This is a genomic window from Nostoc sp. 106C (genome assembly GCF_002154725.1).
In the GTDB taxonomy this organism is placed as follows: Bacteria; Cyanobacteriota; Cyanobacteriia; order Cyanobacteriales; family Nostocaceae; genus Aulosira.
On sequence record NZ_MTAW01000140.1, the window covers coordinates 1 to 22344 of the forward strand.

General features: G+C 40.4%; 8 protein-coding genes. 5 read left to right on the plus strand and 3 right to left on the minus strand.

Features of this window, described 5'->3' with window-relative positions; translation table 11 throughout:
* The first annotated feature begins 158 nt into the window (after window positions 1-158).
* Window positions 159-533, plus strand: coding sequence for a hypothetical protein (locus BV375_RS21750; RefSeq protein ID WP_086764133.1), 375 nt, complete (start codon window positions 159-161; stop codon window positions 531-533).
* 223 nt (window positions 534-756) lie between these two features.
* Here BV375_RS21750 and BV375_RS36140 read toward each other — a convergent pair whose 3' ends face one another.
* Entirely contained in the window at window positions 757-1038 is a 282-nt protein-coding gene (locus tag BV375_RS36140) for a hypothetical protein (RefSeq protein ID WP_143842156.1), read from the minus strand.
* 341 nt (window positions 1039-1379) lie between these two features.
* Here BV375_RS36140 and BV375_RS21755 point away from each other — a divergent pair, with 341 nt between their 5' ends.
* Complete coding sequence (locus tag BV375_RS21755) at window positions 1380-1649, plus strand: hypothetical protein (RefSeq protein WP_086764135.1); 270 nt, start codon at window positions 1380-1382, stop codon at window positions 1647-1649.
* An 88-nt stretch (window positions 1650-1737) separates the two neighbouring features.
* Here the strand turns inward: BV375_RS21755 and BV375_RS21760 are convergent, their stop codons facing one another.
* Entirely contained in the window at window positions 1738-2862 is a 1125-nt protein-coding gene (locus BV375_RS21760; RefSeq protein ID WP_086764137.1) for a PepSY-associated TM helix domain-containing protein, read from the minus strand.
* Between the two features lies 1 nt (window position 2863).
* Window positions 2864-5536, minus strand: a complete 2673-nt coding sequence (locus BV375_RS21765; protein WP_086764139.1) for a TonB-dependent receptor — start codon at window positions 5534-5536, stop codon at window positions 2864-2866.
* Between the two features lie 509 nt (window positions 5537-6045).
* Between BV375_RS21765 and BV375_RS21770 the strand changes: the two genes are divergently transcribed.
* From BV375_RS21770 to BV375_RS37720, 3 genes are all read left to right on the plus strand, one after another.
* The gene (locus tag BV375_RS21770) at window positions 6046-10476 is read left to right on the plus strand and encodes a condensation domain-containing protein (RefSeq protein ID WP_166507500.1); all 4431 of its coding nucleotides are present in this window, start codon (window positions 6046-6048) and stop codon (window positions 10474-10476) included.
* An 81-nt stretch (window positions 10477-10557) separates the two neighbouring features.
* Window positions 10558-15084 (plus strand): non-ribosomal peptide synthetase, encoded by a 4527-nt coding sequence (locus BV375_RS21775; RefSeq protein ID WP_086764141.1) that lies wholly within the window; start codon window positions 10558-10560, stop codon window positions 15082-15084.
* 4 nt (window positions 15085-15088) lie between these two features.
* Window positions 15089-22342 carry a non-ribosomal peptide synthetase gene (locus BV375_RS37720; protein WP_208099162.1) on the plus strand — a complete coding sequence of 2418 codons (7254 nt, stop codon included), beginning with the start codon at window positions 15089-15091 and terminating at the stop codon, window positions 22340-22342.
* Window positions 22343-22344 lie beyond the last annotated feature (2 nt).

Below are 22344 nucleotides of genomic sequence, written 5' to 3' on the forward strand. Positions count from 1 at the left end.
CGACGTAATCGCCTGAAATTCTGGGATTGCTTCCCTACACTACGTTCCGGTCGCAATGACAAATTTTGCTTGCGTAAGTCCTGTGAATATTTTATCTTACTGCTATTTTTTTTGTTGTAATGGGCACATTAAATATATAGTTTACTACGTAACTATCTATGGTTCTTCAAAATACAACAAATCGTTTGCGTCCTCTAGTCATTAGTCAAGATGTTGACTCATTGCACGGTTTACAAACCATCAGCACTTATGACACATCCCGTGCTGATGCTTCTGTTGCAAACATACAGCAAGCTTATCAAGCGATGTTAGCGCAGCAACAAGCAGAAACTGAGAAACTAGCTTCATACCGTGCTGCTGCTGATGCTGCAAGATTAGCAGAATGGCAATTCCATAATGCAATATTAGCGATGAAAGAAGTTGTACGCGGGCAATATGGCTCAGATAGCGATCAAGCTCAATCAGTAGGATTGAAGAAAAAATCAGACCGCAAGCGTCCCAGCCGCAAAAAATCGGTGATGGTTACAAGTTAATTAATTAGGGCGATCGCGTTTCGAGCAAGTTAGCAATGTCTAATGACAAGCGGCTCCGCGTCTACGCCCTTATAATAAGCTAACCCGCCTTTAAGTTGCAGAATCCTTAGCCTCAGAAAGACGCGGCGACGCGGAGAAAGGGAGACGCAAAGATGCAATTTTAATGATTATTAGCTGATCATGTCTGTTCAAATAACCGTCATTGCGACCGTAAAGCCTTCTCCTAGCGGAGACGCTGCGCGAACGGCATAGCTTCTCTACGAGAGGCTGCGCCAACGCTTAGCGCTGAAAGCGTTCCCGTTCGTCGAAGCCGTTCTCGAAGAGTAGGGTAGGGAAGCAATCGTAGAAATCTTGTGATTGCTTCGTTAGCGACATACAACTTCACTAAGCGGGTGTATTGGTGAGCGCGATCGCTTTCATCGGGTATTTCCGAATACTCGCTGACTTGAATCATGCGGGTTTCGGGATCGGCCTGTGATGCCAATACGTCGCTCTGTTGTAACAATAAGTCTTATAACCACGATGAGCGATCGCAGTATCATTTACTATTGAGCTAGATAAGCGAAGCGGTAAGTAGGTTGGGGAGCCACTCACGTGGGCGGGTTTCCCGACTTGAGTGAAGTGGCGTTTGAACGCAGTGAAACCCAACTATATCAAGGTTTTTGGGTGTTGAGTTTCGTTCCTCAACCCAACCTACGCCTAAATTTATAAAAGTCGGGCATAATAAGGGTTGTAGATTTTTGTCTCGCGAGAGTGATTAAAGAGCGCTAGATAAGCGAAGCGGTAAGTCTTGTATTTTACAATAATGATGAAAGTCCACGGACTTAGACAGAGAAGATTGTTGATATGTCCTACCCTAAACTTAGTGATGAAGAAATTACCAGACGCGGGAAAGAACTCTATGAAAACAGTATTCGCGCTCAAGTAGAAACACCAGAGAATATTGGCAAAATTATCTCAATCAATGTTGAGACAGGTGAATATGAGATTGGTGATGATTTAGTTGTAACAAGTATGCGGTTACGAGCCAAACAAGCTGATGCGGCACTTTGGGCAGAAAGAATCGGATTTAATGCGGTCTACGCAGTTGGTGGTACATTGTTCAGGACGGCATAGTGATACATGGAACTGTAGTTGGGCTTAAAGCTCAAATTGGTGTTATTCTTTGTCTTGCTACTGTTAGATCACAAATTAAAAAAAATATTTAAGCTCTAAAATCTGCATTAGTAGCTTGGTAAGAGCTAGATAATTTTGACCGATAACGATAACGCCACATCACAAAACCAGTGACAAACAAAATAGTGGGAGCAAAACCAACAAAAATATAAAGAATACGAGTTGGTAATCCGCCAAAAGTACCGTAGTGCAGAGGGTTAAAAGCATCTACTACTTCTTCACCAACAGGAAGCGATCGCGAATTACGAACGTGCAACACTTCCCCTGTATATTGGTCTAAATACACTCGGCTACGCCAAACTTCTTTTTCTTCTGGAAATTTTTTTCCCACCATAAATACAGCCTCTGGACTAGTTGGGAAACCGATATAAGTGATTGCAGCGCCTGGTAAAGCAGCATCAGCACGTTGCAAAATTTCTGCTAAAGCTATTGGCGATTTACCAGGTATAAGTTTGGATAGAGGTTCTACAGGTTTAGGCGAAAAAGTAACAGCATAAATTACAGGTTCAGCGTAAGTGTAAAAATTCCAGCAAAATCCAGTGAAAGCAGTTAGTGCTAGAAATACGGCTGTGATAATTCCCGCTACTTTATGGATATCAAAATTGGTACGTTTGATATGTGCATTCCATTTGATTTTGAAGCCTGGAATTAGCTTTCGCCAACCCGGCCATAAGAAGATTCCTGTAATGCAGAGTATGAATAGTAAAAGCGCAGCAATACCAGCGATCGCAATCCCAGTATCACCTGCTAGCAAGGAATAGTGGAGATTGTAAATTACGCTCATGATGGCATATTCACGAAGGCGATCGCCTAGAATTTTACCTGTGTATGGATTAACAATTACCTCTAATGTCGGTTTGTTTGGAGATTGCAGCTCAATGTGTATAGCCTCGTCAGGTTCTTGGGGTAATCCCAAGAAACTAAAATTCAGGTTGGGATCGGGATAAGCTGCTTTCACCCGATCGATAACAGAGATAACTGATACCTGTTGTTGTTGAGGAACTATCTTTCCAAACTGAAGTTCCAGCAGAAAATGGCTAATTTCTTCTTCAAAAACCAACAAGCTACCTGTTAAGCCAACAACCATGATAACTAGTCCAGCTGCTAATCCTAAATAACGGTGTAGCTGGAAAGCCAGATGACGAAGTTTCATATTAAAACTCAATAGCAAATGAGCCAATAATCGTAAGTGGTGCGCCTGGAATTACCGTTGTTCGACCAAGTTCGCTGGTTTCAAAATAGTTGATATCAAACAAGTTCTGGAAGTTAATTGCAGCTCGCCAATTGTTTTGTCGGTAGTAAATCGCTGCATCAGTGCGGATATAGCTTGGTAATTCATAGCTATTTTCTAAATCGCCCTGTCGAGCATCTACATAAAACAATCCCATTCCTAAACCGAATCCCTTGAACCCACCATTTTGAAACTCATAGGTTGACCATAGGCTGGCTTTATTGTGTGGAACATTAGGAACTTTGTTACCAACGGGAAAATCATTGCTCTCAGAAATTTCAGCATTTATATAGCTGTAAGAAGCAATTATGTTCCATCCTGGGGAAATCTCTCCTGAAATATCAAATTCAATTCCTTGACTACGTTGTTCACCAACTGCAATGCTAAATGCCTGATTGACAGGATCTGTAGTGGCGATATTAGTTTTGGTAATTTCGTAGAATGCAAGATTAGCAGCAAGTCGCGGATTCAATTCGGCTCGAATACCCACTTCATACTGGTTTCCGCGCGTTGGTTCCAGCAATGAGCCATCAACACGAACACCACTATTGGGAGCAAAAGATTGGCTGTAGCTGGCGTAAAGTGAAATCGGTTGAATAGGTTGATATACAATACCTACACGCGGGCTAAATGCTTCATCTGATTGGCTACTTTCACTATTTTCTAGCTTGTCATTACGCTCTTGTCTAAGAGTATCAAATCGGCCACCAACTAAAAGTTTGAGATTATCTGTCAGGGCAATTTGGTCTTGTAAGAAAATACCCAAGCTATCAGTTGTTGTTAAATCATCTCGTAGAAAGATGAAGCTTGAACGATCGGGTGGACGTAGATTGTAGCTGGGGTTAAAAATATTGATGCTTGGTGTTTGGCGATCTGCCACAGAGGTATCAAAAGCATCAGATGGTGTTCTAAAGAAACCTTCAAGCGTATTTCTTTGTAAATCAAAGCCAAATAAGAGCTGATGATTGACTGAGCCTGTTTTAAATTTACTTGTGAGGTCAGTTTGCATCGAATATATTGTGTACTCATTGGCACTATCAAAGTAATCACGGAATAATGTGCCAGTTTCTTCATCTAACTGTGTTGCATTCGTATTGAATACTGTTTCATTATTTTGTAAAAATTGAAAGGCATTACGGATTTTGAGGTTGTCGTTGAACTCATGTTCTAAACGATAACCAATACCAAACTGCTCACTACGCCTAAAGTCACCAGGCTCACCTAAAAAGCGGCTAATCGGAATATCAGCAATTCCTCGTCCGATCGCAACTATCCCCCGATCAACGGTGCGTTGGTCGTATAGATAGCTAGTGTTAATCGATAAATTAGTGCGATCGCCTAACTTAATATCAAAGACAGGCGCAGCAAAAAATCGCTCACTATTGACAAAATCACGAAAGCTACCCGCATTTTGATAAGCCAGATTCAGCCGATAGAGCAAGGCTTTATTTGGAGTTAACGGCCCAGACAAGTCAAAGCTACCACGATAAAAACTATAGCTACCAATGGAGAACTCTGCACTATAGAAAGGATCGGCCAAAGGTTGCTTCGTGACAACATTGACCACGCCTCCTGGTTCAACATTGCCATACAAAACCGAAGCAGGCCCCTTTAAAACCTCTACTTGCTGAATATTAGCTGGATCTTGTAACGAGAAATTTCCATTTGCGGTGCTTTGTTTGAAGCCATTTTGCAGTGTAGCAGCATTGTCAAATCCCCGAATATTAAAACTATCTACTGTACCACCAAAACTATTACTGGAAAAAACACCACTAACATTTCGTAGTGCATCAATCAGACGAACATTTTTTTGATCCTCTAAGACTTGTTGAGGAACCACCTGTATTGATTGGGGAATATCACGAATAGGTGTGTCGATTCTGGTAGCAGTTGAAGATTCTGTGGCCCTATATCCATCTTGCTCCCCTGTTACTACCAATTCAATTGGTTCATCGGTAGTTGCTGATGGTGCCTCTGGAGGTTGCTCAGAAGATGGCTGTGTGGGTTGTGTTTGTGTATTTGCTGATGGTGTTTGTGGCTGTTGCGGTTGTGTTGCAGAGTCCTCTGATGTTACACCAAAAATCAAACCTTCATCACTATCAAATAGCTCTATCTTTGGTACGCTTGCCTCACCTATCAACGTCACCCGGATACTATTCGCATCTTGATTAATGACAATTACCTCTGCAATCCCTGCGGCTGGCTTTTCTTGGCGAAATTGATTACCACTAGCAAGGCGCAGTCGCGCATTAGAAATGTTTGCAATATAACTTTTGCCATCAGTTTGAGGTGATACTTGCAACTTTTCGCCTGAAGTAGTCTCTAATATCAAATCTATCCCTGTTTCTGTGGCATTAATCTTGACTCCCGTAATATCTATAACTTGAATTACAGGCTGCGAGCTGGGTATTGAAGACTGAGCTAACCTAAAGGAATGCTTTATTTCACTCAATCTGGGGATTTTTCTGCTTGATTTGAGCTTCGCTCTCGTCTGTGTATCTTTTTCTAAGACCTCTTCACTCAGAACAGCAGTGGTGTCCCACGCAACAACAGAACTTATCAGTAACAAACTTGGCAGTATTAGCTCTAGTTTCATTCTTGTCTTCACGCCCAATCGCAAATCACACATTGTCATCAATAATCTTGGTCAAATTATTGCAAGTAACTCTCAATATGTAAAGCCCTAGTCAGAATATTGTCTTTTGCAAATATTTCTCAAATTTTAAAGAGACAGCAAACTCTACCGTCAGTAGCTAAATTTTCTGCTTGCTCAAAAACTTTCTTTTTATCACTTTGCTGTTTTCCATACAATTTGGCAAATAGAGGTAATAAAATTATTTAATTTTGAATTACATCTATCTAAAGATATAAATAATACTTGCAATTTAAATTCAATAAGATTGCAAAATAATGATAAGTATTTATTATCCTTAGGGGGTTGTAAGATCGAATCACTTGCATTAGTGTGATTAAAGTAATTGCAAATTAATAGCAATAATTTACAGATAAATCGGCGGCAGATGGCTATTGATAGAGAATCAGATGGCTGTGATTGCGTTTGCTTGTAATTGGTTCTAGGATTGGCATCTAGCTCTTGAGAATAAAATGGTTCAACCTTTTAATGACTTGAAGGATATTGCCTATAGCTGTACGACGTTGGTTGAGATTCTGCAATATAGATCTCAATATCAACCGAACACAGAGGCTTTTAGCTTTTTGCAAGATGGGGAAAATACGGTAATCACACTCACATATCAAGAGCTAGATAGACGATCGCGGGCGATCGCATCTCAACTACAATCAATGGGTATGGCTGGCGAACGGGCATTACTGCTGTACCCACCAGGACTGGACTTTTTAGCAAGTTTTTTTGGTTGTTTATATGCTGGGGTGGTAGCAGTTCCCGCTTACCCACCGCATAACCAACGCAACACGCCCAGAATTCAAACTATTATCGCAGATGCACAGGCAGCGATCGCGCTTACCACCAGCACCCTCTTACCCAAAGTACAATCTTTGATAGGTGAGAATTATAGATTTCACTGGTTAGCTACTGATAGTCTAGAACCAGGAATAGAAACTGCTTGGCAAGCACCCTTTATTAATCAAGACTCTTTAGTATTTTTGCAATACACCTCCGGTTCTACAGGAACACCCAAAGGAGTGATGCTAAGTCACAGTAACCTACTGCACAACGCAGCTGTGACTTATAAATTCATGGAACATTCACCACAGAGCAAATTTGTCTCTTGGCTTCCTGTTTACCATGACATGGGACTCATTGGTGGGATACTTCAACCTCTATATGGAGGTTTCCCTTGCATATTGATGTCTCCCGCTGCTTTTTTACAGCGTCCATATCGTTGGTTGCAGGCGATTTCCCACCATCAAGGCACTACCAGTGGCGCACCTAACTTTGCGTATGAATTGTGCATTGATAAGATTACACCTGAACAACGTGCGACACTTAATTTAAGCAGTTGGAGTGTGGCTTTTAATGGTGCAGAACCTATTCGACATAATACGTTAGAACGATTTGCAGCCACCTTTGCAGAGTGTGGCTTTCGTCCAGAAGCCTTTTATCCCTGTTATGGTATGGCAGAAGCAACTTTGATGGTTTCTGGTGTTACTAAGACATCTATACCTCGTAGCAAAACTGTTGATAAAATTGCACTTTCCCAAAATCAAATCCGTGAAAGTATTACAAATCAAGATAGCCAGACCTTTGTTAGTTGCGGTTATAGTATCCCAGAACAGCAAATAGTCATTGCCCACCCAGAAAATTGTACCCGGTGTCAACCAGATGAAGTTGGAGAAATTTGGATATCTAGTGCCAGTGTGGGTAAAGGTTATTGGCATCGCACTTTAGAGACAGAACAAACCTTCCAAGCCTACCTCACAGATACAACAGAGGGGCCATTTTTACGGACTGGAGATTTAGGCTTTTTAGATCATGGCGAAGTTTTCATTACAGGTAGAGCTAAAGATTTAATTATTATTCGTGGTCGAAATCTTTACCCGCAAGATATTGAATTAACAGCAGAACGGAGTCATCCCTCTTTGCGTTTGGGTAGTTGTGCTGCCTTTGCGGTTGAGGTAGACAATGAAGAACGCTTAGTAGTAGTACAAGAATTAGAATTTCGTGCCAAACCAAACTATGAGGAAGTAATTAGCAACATACGTCAGGCGGTTGCAGAAGAATATGAAATCCAAGTCTATGCAGTAGTTCTAATCAAACCTGGCACTATTTGTAAAACCTCTAGTGGCAAGATTCAACGCCGTGCAACCAAGGCAGCATTTTTAGCAAACAACCTAGATATAGTTGTTAGCAATATTCGCACCAGTGCTACCGTTGGAGCTAAGGTATTTACTGCACCACGAAATCTGGTGGAGGAAATGCTGGCTACTATCTGGGCAGAAGTCTTGAAATGGAAACAAGTGGGTATTGACGATAACTTCTTTGAATTGGGAGGAGATTCTTTAATTGCAACCCAATTGATATCTAGAATCCGGGATACTTTCCAGGTAGATATCAGCTTGCTCTCTTTATTTGAGTTTCCCACAATTGCCAGTTTTAGCGATCGCCTACAAAAAATCCAGCAAACACAATTAAGTTTACCATTGCAACCCTTAGCTGTTGCTTCTCGTCCCACAGAAATACCATTATCCTTTGCTCAAGCACGATTGTGGTTTCTGGATCAGTTAGAACCTGGCAACTACGCTTATAATATCCCAGTTGCATTACAGCTAACTGGTCATCTCAACATCTCAGCACTAGAACAAAGCTTTAACGAAATTGTCCGTCGTCATGAAGCTTTACGCACTACCTTTGTTATGGGTAGCCACGAACCCATACAGATAATTACACCCCAACAGACAATTACAATCTCACTAGTAGATTTGCGTGATTTAGCAGATTCTGAGCAACAAGCACAAGTGCAACACTTGGCCTTAGAAGAAGCCAAACGACCCTTTAATTTAGGTACAGGGCCATTAATACGAGTAACCTTGTTGCAATTAAATAACACAAAAAACGTTCTGTTATTGACCATGCACCATATCATCGCTGATGGCTGGTCAATGGGTGTGCTAGTGAAGGAATTGGCAACATTTTATGAAGGCTTTGTGAGTGGTAAACAACCTCAAATGCCCAAACTGCCAATACAATATGCAGACTTTGCTATTTGGCAGAGAGAATGGTTGCAAACCGAAGGATTAGAAACTCAACTCGCTTACTGGAAAGAACAACTGAATGGCGCTCCTGCTAGCTTAAATTTGCCTATAGATAGGGCAAGACCCTCAATTCAAACATTCCAAGGTATCAGCACTAGTTTTACACTATCCTCTGAGCTATCACAAGCACTCAAAACCTTAAGCCGTCAGCAAGGAGTCACCTTATTTATGACTCTCCTGGCCACATTCCAAACACTACTAAACAAATACACAAATCAAGACGATATCGTTGTTGGCACTGATGTTGCTAACCGTAACCGCAGCGAACTTGAACCAATGATTGGCTTCTTTATTAACCTCTTAGTTTTAAGGACAAACTTCTCTGGTAATCCCACTTTCCGAGAACTACTACAACAAGTGCGTGAAGTTGCATTAGGAGCTTATGCTCATCAAGATTTACCCTTTGCAAAATTAGTAGAGTCTTTGCGCCCAGAAAGAAACCTTAGCCATACACCACTTTTTCAAGTTTTATTTGTACTGCAAAATTCTCCCATGCCTGCATTAGAATTTTCTGGGTTAAAATTGAGTAACCTAAAATTTGACACAGGCACAACTAAATTTGATTTAGGTTTATTTATTGAAGAAACAGAACAAGGATTAATAGGAACTTGGCAATATAGCACTGACCTGTTCAACTCCTCTACAATCACTCGTATGACAGGACATTTTGAGACATTGCTTAACAATATTGTAAATCAGCCGGATACTAGAATTAACTCTTTAGAAATACTCACAAAAACCGAAAAAGAAAATTTAGATGAGGCACAAAAGCAACGTCAAGAAACTAAGTTTAAAAAATTCAAGACTATCAAGCCTAAAGCTGTAAGCTTATCACCAGCAGAATTAGTTAAAACGTATTTACTCGACTCAGATGAAAGATTACCTTTAGTAATCGAGCCTGTAAATGAAGATGTTGAACTAGCAGCATGGGCAACAACTAATCGGGAATTTATTGAAAATAAATTGCTGCAACACGGTGGGATTCTATTTAGAAATTTTCCAGTCAATTCAGCAACTGAATTTGAAAATTTTGCTCAATCTATTTGCCTAGAACTATTTGGAGATTACGGTGATTTACCACGTGCCGCAGTTGGGGGTAAAGTTTATGGTTCGACACCTTATCCAGCAGATAAAGCCATATTATTTCATAATGAAAGTTCTCATTTACAAACTTGGCCTTTAAAAATTTGGTTTTTCTGCGTACAGCCAGCACAGCAAGGAGGGGAAACACCAATTGTAGACTGTCGTAAGATTTATCAGCAACTTAATCCCCAATTAAGAGAACGATTTGAGCAAAAACAACTCATGTATGTTCGCAACTTTATAGAAGGATTAGATGTTAGCTGGCAACAATTCTTTAGAACTACAGATAAAGCAGTAGTAGAAAATTATTCTCACCAAAGCGGGATTGATTGGGAATGGTTACCGGATAATAATTTAAGAACTCGTTCTTATCGACAAGCAATTACTAAGCATCCGCGTACCCAAGAAATGGTATTCTTTAATCAAATCCAGTTACATCACATATCTTTTCTTGAGCCATCTGTTCAAAAATCACTCTTATCCTTATTTGGTGAAGAAAAGTTGCCGCGTAATGTTTATTATGGTGATGGTTCACCGATAGAACAGTCAATTATTGAAGAAATTACTGAAATTTACCAACAGTCACAAGTGAGTTTTCCTTGGCAACAAGGAGATATAGTGATGCTGGATAATATGCTAACTGCCCATAGTCGTAATCCCTATGTCGGGTCGCGAAAAATTCTAGTGGCGATGGGCGATATGTATAAACCTCTAGCCTAAATATCTGGATTGGTAGAGTAGACAAATCTAAAGATTAGTGATGTTAAGCAAACAACTATTCTGAAAGCTTCGGAGAAATTGATGACAAATCAAATAATTAACACGGGTTTTAAACTCTCGCCGCAACAAAAACATCTTTGGTCAGTGCAAAAAGATTCTCTTGCTTATCAAGCTCAATGTGCTATTCGTATTCTTGGCGATATAAATAAATCATATTTACAGGTGGCGTTAGAGAATGTTATTAAAAAACATGATATTCTGCGAACAAAATTTTATGATAGACCTGGGTTTAAAGTACCACTACAGTGTGTAACTGATGACTGTAATGCTTCCTGGTGCTATATAGATTTGAGTATTTTCGATTCTAGAGAACAAGAAGCTAAGATAGAGTCAATCTTTTTAGCAGAAAGACAGCCTAATAGAGATGTTATTGTCCGAGCTTGTTTACTGAGTATATCAGCGCAAAATTATATATTACTGCTCAGTCTAAGCGCGATGAATGCTGATACTAAAACGCTCAATAATTTAGTTTCAGAAATTAGCCATGCTTATGCTGCTTGTCTTAACAGTGAAGATTTATTCAATGCCAACGATGATGTACTGCAATACTTACAATTTTCTGAGTGGCAAAATCAATTACTTGCAGATGAAGATGAATTAGCTGGTAAAGAGTATTGGAGTAATCAAGATTTTTCGGTTCTTGCCACTTTAGCAACACCTTATGAAAATCAATATCATAGAGACAAACTTCAGTTTGCTTGTCAGTCTTTAAAATATGCGATCGCATTTGATATTAGCAACAAAATTTTTGCATTATCCCAACAGTACAATATATCAATAGAGGTAATTTTATTAACTTGTTGGCAGGTACTAATCTGGCGACTTACAGGTCAACAAGAGTTGATTATTGGTAAGGCTTTTGATGGGCGGCAATATGAAGAGTTAGCTAATTATTTAGGATTATTTGTTAAATATTTACCGCTAAAAATTCACATTGAATTTCAAGATAAATTTATTGATGTTCTCGAACGCTCTCATAACTCCGTAATTGAGGCTGCTGAATGGCAAGATTATTTTAATTATGCTGAAACTTTAGGAGAAGTTATTTATCCATTAGGGTTTGAATTCGCAGAACTACCGAAGAAGTATGTCATTGATGATGTCTCATTTGAGGCGGAGCAATATTACGTTGTTCTGGAACAATTTAAACTTAAACTTAATTGCTATCAACAGCAAGAGCAAATATTTATAAATTTTTACTACGATGGCAACTTTTATGCAGCAGAACGAATTCAATATCTTGCGGAACAATTTTTGACTTTGTTAGAAAGCATAAGTCAGTATCCGCAGTTACCAGTTTCAAGACTAAACATTTTAAATCAATTTCAGAAACAACAGGTATTAGTTGAGTTTAATAAAACTACTAAGAGTAATTTTCAGCCAGACTTGTGCATTCATCAACTATTTACAGCACAAGCAGCTAAGACACCAGACAATATTGCTGTAGTGTTTGAAAATGAACAAATTACTTACAGCGAACTCAACAATCGAGCCAATAAATTAGCCAATTACATTCAGGATTTGGGTGTCAAACCTGATGTATTGGTAGGCATTTGTTTAGAAAAATCTCATCTATCAATAATTGCTATTTTGGCAGTTCTCAAAGCAGGTGGCGCTTACTTGCCTTTAGATCCAAATCTTCCAAAGGAACGCTTGAGTTTGATGTTGCAAGATGCTCAAGTACAAGTTTTGTTGACTCAAGAAACATTACTTTGTAGTTTGCCTGTACATACAGCGCAAGTTGTTTGTTTAGATAACTGGGAAGCCGAAACCATTGATGAAAATCCTCTTAGCAGCGTCACCTGCGAAAACTTAGCTTATGTTATCTATACCTCTGGTTCCACAGGGATACCAAAAGGCGTTGCCGTTGAACATCGCCAACTATGCAACTATCTTCACGGCATTTTAGAGAAAATAGATTTACCTGATGCTGCAAGTTTTGCAACTGTCTCTACCTTTGCAGCTGACTTAGGTAACACCGTTATCTTTTCAGCTTTGTGTACAGGCGGATGTCTGCATATTATTTCTCAAGAATGTGCCACTAACCCCGTGGCATTAGCTGAATATTGTCACCGCCATGCTATCGACTGTCTCAAAATAGTTCCTTCTCATTTAAATGCGCTATTAACTGCTGCTAACCCTGAACAAATCCTGCCATCTCAATTACTGATTCTTGGTGGTGAAACTGTAAGCTGGGATTTAGTAGCGCAAGTTCAGCAGCTAAAACCTAGCTGTCAAATTTTAAATCACTACGGCCCAACAGAAGCTACTGTTGGGGTACTGACATACAAAGTTGAACAAGAAGCCGCACAATCAAAAACAGTACCTATCGGTCGTCCTCTTGCTAACACCCAAATCTATATCCTAGATGAACAGCTGCAACCTGTTCCTATATTTGTGCCAGGGGAACTGTATATAGGTGGCGCAAACTTAGCGCGTGGCTATCTCAACTGTCCTGAGTTGACTCAAGAAAGGTTTATTCCTAATCCTTTTAGTGAGGTTGAAGCGAGTCGTCTATATAAAACTGGTGATTTAGCCCGCTATTTACCAGATGGTAACATCGAATTTTTAGGACGTTGCGATCGCCAAGTAAAAATTCACGGTTTCCGCATCGAACTAGAAGAAGTCGAAGCTATCTTGCGCCAACACCCATTCATTAGGCAAGCTGTAGTTACTGTGCGCGAGGAACGCTTAGTAGCTTATGTAGTTTCCCTGCACACCTCCACTAGTGACTTGCGGCACTTTATGCAGAAAAGGTTACCTGAGTATATGGTGCCGACTGCCTTTGTCATCCTTAATACGATTCCTTTGACTACAAACGGGAAAGTAGATTATCAAGCATTACCTGCACCAGAACTTGCAGCAGAACTGGAAAAAACCTATATCGCACCACGCACACCGCAAGAAGAACTGTTAGCAAAAATTTGGGCAGAAATTCTCGGTTTAAAGCAAGTAGGCATCGAAGATAACTTTTTTGAGTTAGGTGGCGACTCTATTCTCAGCATTCAGGTAATCTCAAAAGCAAATCAGACAGGTTTGCAACTCACTCCCAAGCAATTGTTTGAACATCAGACAATCGCAGAGTTAGCAGCAGTAGCCCAAACAACTCAGCCTATCAAGACAGAAACAGGCTTAATTACTGGAGAAGTACCCCTCACACCGATACAACATTGGTTTTTTGCTCAAAATTTACCTAATCCTCACCATTGGAATCAGTCAGTATTGCTAGAGGTAAAGCAAAATCTAGACTTTCAGATATTAGAACAAGTAGTAAAGCAATTACTACAACATCATGATGCACTGCGATCGCGTTTTCAACTAACAGAAAATGGTTGGCAACAAATTAATGCTGCACCTGACAAGATAGTACCAATTACCAGACTAGATTTATCAGGGCAATCAGCAGCAGAACAAGAGCAAGCCGTTACATCTATTGCTACTGAGTTACAAGCCAGTCTCAACCTCTCTGATGGCCCTTTAATGCGGATTGCTTATTTTGACCTTGGCCAAGATAAACCACCTCGATTGTTAATTATCATTCATCACTTAGTAGTTGATGGTGTCTCTTGGCGAATTTTGTTAGAAGACTTACAAACAGCTTACCAGCAACTTAGCCAAGGTCAGGAAATACAACTACCTGCAAAAACCACAGCCTTCAAGCAATGGGCAGAAAAGTTAAGTGAATATGCTCAGTCTTCTAAGTTAGAATCAGAACTCCCATACTGGCAAAATCAAATTCAGCAATCAGTTATTAACTTGCCAACAGATTATCAAGATGCAAATACAGTCGCATCTGTGGGAACTGTATCAGTTTCACTCAGCAGCGACGAAACGCAAGCCCTGTTACAAGAAGTACCAAAGGCTTATCAAACCCAAGTTAATGATGTCTTGCTGACAGCCTTAGTTCAAGCTTGCGTCCAGTGGACAGGAGATAATTCACTGTTACTCACCCTCGAAGGTCACGGAAGGGAAGACATTTTTCCAGATGTTAATTTATCGCGCACAGTCGGCTGGTTTACTACTCAGTTCCCAGTTCTGTTGAGTTTAGGCGATGTTTTCTCACCAGGAGATGCCTTAAAAAGCATTAAAGAGCAGTTACGTAATATTCCGCAAAATGGCATAAATTATGGTGTTTTCAAATACTTAAGCCAAAATAGCAGCCTTCAAGCTATATCCCAACCGCAATTGAAATTCAACTATTTGGGGCAATTTGACCAAGTATTACCCGATACTTCTATTTTTAAACTTGCAGCCCAAACCACTGGCCCCAACCGTAGCTTGCAAGGAAGCCGCAGCCATTTACTAGAAATTGACGGAATGGTTACTAATGGACAGTTGCGATTGGATTGGACATATAGCCAGAACATTCATCACCCCAGCACTATTGAAAGTTTGGCTGCTCATTTTATAGAAGCACTGCGCGGCTTAATTGCCCATTGTCAATCACAAGAAGCCGGGGGATACACACCTTCAGATTTTCCCGAAGCAGAACTCAGTCAAACAGAACTTGATAAACTGCTTGCCAAAATTAGCCAAATGAGTAGGTAAAAGTATGAAAGTAGAGAACATCGAAGATATATATAAACTCTCACCTACACAGCAGGGATTACTTTTTCACACGCTTTACGCGCCTGATTCGGGTATATATTGCGATCGATATAGGATCACTTTCAAAGGCAATCTCAACATTTCAGCTTTTGAGCAAGCTTGGCAGCAAGTAGCAAAGCGACACTCGGTTTTGCGTACCTCTTTCTTTTGGGAAGAAGTAGAAGAACCAATGCAAGTAGTATATCGACAAGTAACACTGCCATTAGAACAATATGACTGGCGGGGAATAAATTCAGCAGAACAAGAACAGAAACTAGAGGCTTTTTTGACAGCAGATAGAAGTCGCGGTTATCAGCTTTCCGAAGCGCCTTTAATGCGTCTAGCTTTAATTCAGATGACTGACGAAGTTTTCCAATTCATCTGGAGTAATCACCATATACTTTTTGATGGCTGGTCGCGGTTTGTCTTATTCAACGAAGTTTTAGAAATATACCAAGCATTAAATAATGGTAATCACATCACTTTAAAACCATCTTTTCCCTACAGAAAATATATTGCTTGGCTGCGACAGCAAAATTTATTTGAGGCGGAGGCATTCTGGCGGCAGGAACTTCAAGGAGTAACAGCACCTACACCGTTAGTAGTTGATAAATTAGTTAGCAATGTATCTAGTATTGAGGAATATAGTGAGCAGCAGATTGAATTATCTCTAGCAAGTACAGAGCAACTCAAATCTGTAGCAAGACAATATCAATTAACTCTTAATACCTTAGTACAAGGGTCTTGGGCTTTACTTTTAAGCCGCTATAGTGGAGAAGATGACGTTATTTTTGGGGCTAATACTTCCGGTCGTCCTATAAATTTGTCAGGAATAGATTCAGCAGTTGGTTTATTTGTTAATAGCCTGCCAGTCAGAGTAAAGCTTAATCCTACTGATTGTCTCATTCCTTGGTTGAAAAACCTGCAAGCTAAACAAGCTGAGGTACGTCACTATGAATATAGTCCTCTGGTGCAGATTCAAAGATGGAGTGAACTACCCAAGGGTGTGCCTTTATTTAATAGCTTGATTGCTTTTGAAAACTACCCTATAGATGAGGCGTTACGTCAAAGAAATAAATCCTTAGAAATTGCTGATTTTAGCGTACTTAATCGTACTAACTACCCTCTGAGTATCATAGTAGTACCTGATGAAAAGTTACTGCTGAAGATAATTTGCGATCGCCGCTACTTTAATGATGCTACCATCACTAGAATGCTGGGACATTTGCAAACTTTGCTAGAGGGCATGGTAGCAAATCCACAACAGCAATTAAAAGATGTACCGTTGTTAACAAAGGCTGAGCAACACCAGTGCTTAGTTGAGTGGAATAATACTCAAAAGGAATATCCCCTACATCTTTGTCTACATCAGTTAATAGAGGCGCAAGTAGAGAAGACACCGGACGCAGTAGCAATAGTATTTGCTGACCAAAAACTTACTTATCAACAACTAAATAGCCGTGCTAACCAACTGGCACACTATTTGCAAAAGTTAGGTGTGAAGCCAGAAGTACAGGTGGGGATTTGTGTTGAGCGTTCCCTAGAAATGGTTGTGGGACTTTTGGGTATTCTTAAAGCTGGTGGTGCTTATGTACCGATAGATCCAGATTACCCACAACAGCGCCAAGCTTTCATGTTGCAAGACTGTCAAACAAGTGTGTTGCTGACTCAACAGAAATTCGCAGCTACCCTACCTGAACACCAAGCTCAAGTTATTTGTTTAGATACCGATTGGGAAATAATTACCCAAGAATCTAACCAGAATCCCGCCACAAATATCACATCTGATAACCTAGCCTACGTTATTTATACCTCTGGTTCTACAGGTCAGCCTAAAGGTGCGATGAATACTCATGCTGGGGTGTGTAACCGCTTGTTGTGGATGCAAGATACATACCAATTAACTGCGAATGATCGAGTATTACAAAAAACACCCTTTAGCTTTGATGTATCTGTGTGGGAGTTCTTCTGGCCATTGTTTACAGGTGCTTGTCTAGTAGTTGCTCAACCAGGAGGTCATAGAGATAGTAACTATTTAGTTAAACTCATTGCCAGGGAGCAAATCACTACACTGCATTTTGTTCCCTCGATGCTGCGAATATTCCTACAAGAACAGGGGTTAGAGCAGTGTAATTCTCTGCAAAGGGTGTTCTGTAGTGGGGAAGCTTTACCCTTTGACTTACAACAAAGTTTCTTTGAGCGTTTGCAGGCACAATTGTATAACTTATATGGCCCGACAGAAGCGGCAATTGATGTGACAGCTTGGACTTGTCAACGCCATAGTACTGAAGTTGTAGTTCCTATTGGTTCGCCAATTGCTAACATCCAAATTTATATATTAGATGCTCAGTTGCGTTTAGTGCCGGTGGGTGTACCTGGTGAATTGTACATTGGTGGCGTAGGTTTGGCACGGGGATACTTTAACCGTCCAGAACTGACCGCAGAAAAATTTATACATAATCCATTTAGCGATCGCCCAGGGGCAAGACTATACAAAACAGGTGATTTAGCTCGTTATCAACCAGATGGCACTATCGAGTTTCTGGGACGTATCGACTACCAAATTAAACTAAGAGGCTTACGTATTGAACTGGGAGAAATTGAAGCGGTATTAGGACAGCACCCAGCAGTACAACAAAACGTTGTCGTGGCGCGAGAAGATGAAGCTAGAAACCAACGCTTAATTGCTTATATAGTTCAGAATTTACAACCTGACAGCTTAGAGTCATTACTACCAACAGCCAATAACGATCAAGTCTCACAATGGGAGACAGTGTTTGATAAAACCTACAATCAAAAATCTGAAGAACTGGAATCAATATTTAATTTTGCTGGTTGGAATAGCAGCTACACAAATCAACCAATTCCAGTAAACCAGATGTGTGAGTGGTTAGACCAAACAGTTGAGCGCATTTTGCACTGGGAACCAAAGCGAGTATTAGAAATTGGTTGTGGAACTGGCTTGTTACTATTTAAGATTGCTCCTCACACCGAGCAATATTATGGTATAGACCTTTCATCGACTGGGTTAGATTACATTAGCCAGCATCTCCAACTACCGCAAGTAAAGCTTGAGCAACGAACAGCCGATAACTTTGAAGGAATAGAAGCAGGCTCTTTTAACGCTATAGTTTTAAACTCTGTTGTCCAATATTTTCCTAATATTGATTATTTGCTGCGAGTAATTGCAGGAGCAGTTGAAACTGTGGCTCCAGGCGGCTGTATTTTTATAGGCGATGTGCGGAGTCTACCGCTTTTAGAAGCTTTTCATACATCTGTGCAACTGTATCAATCCCCCGCTTCACTATTTATTACTGAACTCAAACATCGAATTCAAAATCGGATTGAGCAAGAACAAGAACTGTTAATTGACCCAGAGTTTTTTATTGCTTTGCAACAGCATTTTCCTCAAATTAGTCATGTGCAAATTCAACTCAAGCGGGGTCATAATCGCAACGAAATGACCAATTTCCGCTACGATGTGACTTTGCATATTCATACTGAGGAAGGAAATTTAGACAGAGGAATACAACCATTTGCTTGGCTCGATTGGCAGCAAGAAAAATTAACTGTAAATGATATTCGCCAATTATTAATAACATCTGAGCCAGAAATATTAGGTTTACGTAATGTTCCTAATGCGCGTGTTATAAAGGATATTCAGGCTTTAGAATTACTAACTCATGGTCAAGAATTTAATAATGTTGGTGAGTTGCAAGCTGCCTTAGATAAAAATATTGCTAATGCTGGTATAGATCCAGAAGAATTTTGGTCATTGAGTGAAGACTTACCTTATATCATTAGTATTCAATGGTCAAATTCTGATGCTGATGGTAGTTACGATGTAGTTCTTGTGCATCGTAGAGCAGAATCGTCAACTATTATTCCTGTTTGTCCTGAGAAAGCGGTCGCTCTCCAATCTTGGGATACTTATGCTAATAATCCATTGCAAAGAAAGTTAGCCAATAATTTAGTACCAGATTTACGCCGTTATCTAGGAGAAAAGCTACCTGATTACATGGTTCCGGCTGCTTTTGTACTATTAAAAGAATTGCCACTCACATCTAGTGGCAAAGTAGATCGCAAAGCACTCCCAGAACCAGGTACAGTACGTCCCGATTTATCAGAAACTTTTGTTGCTCCTCGCACAGCAATAGAAGCGCAGTTAGCCGAAATTTGGTTACAGGTATTGGGACTGGAAAAGGTAGGCATTCATGATAATTTCTTTGAGTTGGGTGGCGATTCGATTTTGAGCATTCAAGCGATCGCTAAAGCAAAGCAAGCTAATATTCACCTAACTCCCAAAAAGTTATTTGACTACCCAACCATTGCGGAATTAGCAGCAGTTGTTAGTACCACACCATCTCAGCAAACCGAACAAGGTGCGGTTACTGGTGCTATTCCTCTCACACCAATTCAACAGTGGTTTTTTGCCAAAGAATTATTAGACTCTCATCACTGGAACCAAGCAGTATTGCTGAAGTTGCAGCAAAAGCTAGAACCTGGGTTATTAGCACAAGCAGTACAGCATTTGTTAGCACATCACGATGCTTTACGCTTGCGGTTTGAAAATAGTACATCTGGTTGGCAACAAGTTAACGCCGCACCTGATGAAATAGTGCCATTTTCACACATAGATTTATCAGCAATGCCAACCGATGAGCAATTATCGGCAATGGAAAAAGCTGCAACACAACTGCAAGCTAGTCTAAATCTGGAGAAAGGGCCAATATTGCGGGTAGCGTTGTTTGATTGTGGCGCAGAACAGTCCAGCCGCTTGTTATTTATTATTCACCACTTAGCGGTTGATGGAGTCTCTTGGCGAATTGTACTAACAGATTTGCAAACTGCTTATCAACAACTTAGCTACGGTGAATTAATTTCTGTTCCTGCTAAGACTACCTCTTTCCAACATTGGGCTTACCGCTTACAAGAATATGCCCAATCATCAGAACTCAAGCAACAGATCAATTACTGGTTAACAGTTTTACACCAGCCTGTCTCACCTTTACCAGTAGATTATGCTGATGGCATTAATACAGTCGCGTCATCTTGTACTGTCACTATCTCGCTGACTGTTGAAGAAACTCAAGCTTTGTTGCAACAAGTTCCCAAAGTCTACAACACGCAAATTAATGATGTGTTACTCACTGCTTTAGTGCAAGCTTTTGGTGATTGGGCAGGGAAATCTTCCCTCTTAGTTGATTTAGAGGGACATGGGCGAGAAATGTTAATTGCAGATGTAGATTTATCTCGGACTGTGGGTTGGTTTACATCTCTATTTCCCGTGCGTCTAGATTTAGGTGCATCTGTGGAACCAGGAAAGGCTTTAAAAATAGTCAAAGAGCAACTGCGGCAAATACCTAACAATGGCATTGGTTATGGGGTAATGTGCTACCTCTGCGATGAACCTGAAATGCAAGCAAAATTTGCTGCTTTGCCACAAGCAGAAGTATTGTTTAATTATTTGGGGCAATTAGATACAACTCTGACTGAATTATCTTTGTTTGAATTAGTACCTGATGCAGTTGGTAACACTCGCAGTTTGAGAGATAAACGCAGTCATTTATTAATCGTGAATGGCTTTGTCAGTCAAGGTAAATTACAGTTGAATTGGGCATATAGCACCGCAGTACACCAGCCATCGACTGTAGAAAATTTAGCCCAAAAATTCTTGTCGGCGTTGCGATCGCTCATTGCTCACTGTCAACTACCAACCGCAGGCGGTTATACTCCTTGTGATTTTCCCCTTGTCAAACTCAATCAAGCAACTCTCGATCAATTAGTTGGTAGCGATTATCGTCGCATTGAAGATATTTATCCCCTCTCACCGATTCAGCAAGGTTTGCTATTTCATACCTTGTATGCCCCAGAGTCGCAGATGTATTTTGAGCAGTGGAGTTGCAGCCTGCATGGCAATTTAAATTTAGCGGCTTTGCAGCAAGCATGGCGACAAGTGATTAAACGTCATCCTGTGTTGCGGACGACGTTTAATTGGCAGAATCTCGATGAACCAGTACAAATTGTGCTGCGACAAGTAGAATTACCTTGGCAACAGTACGATTGGCGAGGGTTATCGCCTAGTGAACAAACACAACAGCTAGAGAAATTTTTAACAAGCGATCGCCACATCAGCTTTAATCTTGCTGTTGCTCCCGTGATGCGCCTGACACTAATTCAAGTGGCTGATGATACTCACTACTTTATCTGGAGCCATCACCACATCCTTATGGATGGATGGGCTGCGGCGCTACTACTCAAAGAAGTCTTTGAACTGTATCAAGCTACAAGTCAGACTGAAAAATTAAATTTACAACCAGTCCGCACATACCGCAACTATATTGCTTGGTTACAAAAACAAGATATGCAGCCAGCAGCAGCCTTTTGGCGAGGGATGCTGCAAGGATTTACTGCGCCAACACCAGTATTACCCAAATACCAAAATTCCAACCCAGATGGTAGCTATAAATTGCAGGAAATTCGTCTCTCGACAGCTACATCCAACGCTCTCCAGGCTCTAGCACGTCAACATCAAATAACCTTAAACACCCTTATACAAGGAACTTGGGCTTTATTAGTGAGCTACTATAGCGCTAAATCGGATGTAGTTTTTGGTTCTACTGTTTCCGGTCGTCCAGCTACACTCGATGGTGCGGAATCGATGGTTGGACTCTTTATTAATACTTTGCCAGTAAGAGTGCAAGTAGCTGCTGATGAGTTGTTGTTGTCTTGGTTGCAGCAATTGCAAAATCAGCAAGTCGAGGCGCGTCAGTATGAACACAGTTCCTTAGTTCAAATCCACAAATGGAGTGATGTACCTCAACATTTACCTTTATTTGAGAGTATTGTGGTATTTCAAAACTACCCTTTATCTCCTTCCTTACGCCAAGGATTCACGGATTTAAAATTGGGGAATGCGCGTGTTGCCGTTTCGAGAAATAACTATCCCTTAACGTTGAGAGTGCGGATAGAAGCAGAATGGCTATTGCAAATTCTTTATAGTGGCGATCGCTTTGTCGCTACAACCATCACCCAGGTTTTCAAACAACTAGAAATGCTGTTGCAAAAAATCATTGAACAACCTGCTACTAAATTAAGTGAATTATTAACAATACTTGCGGATGATGAAAAACAACAACAGCAACAAAAAGAGCAAGAATTAACAAATACTAGTCTTCAGAAGTTAAAGTTTGCCAAACGTAAAGCTATCTTGGGGTAAAA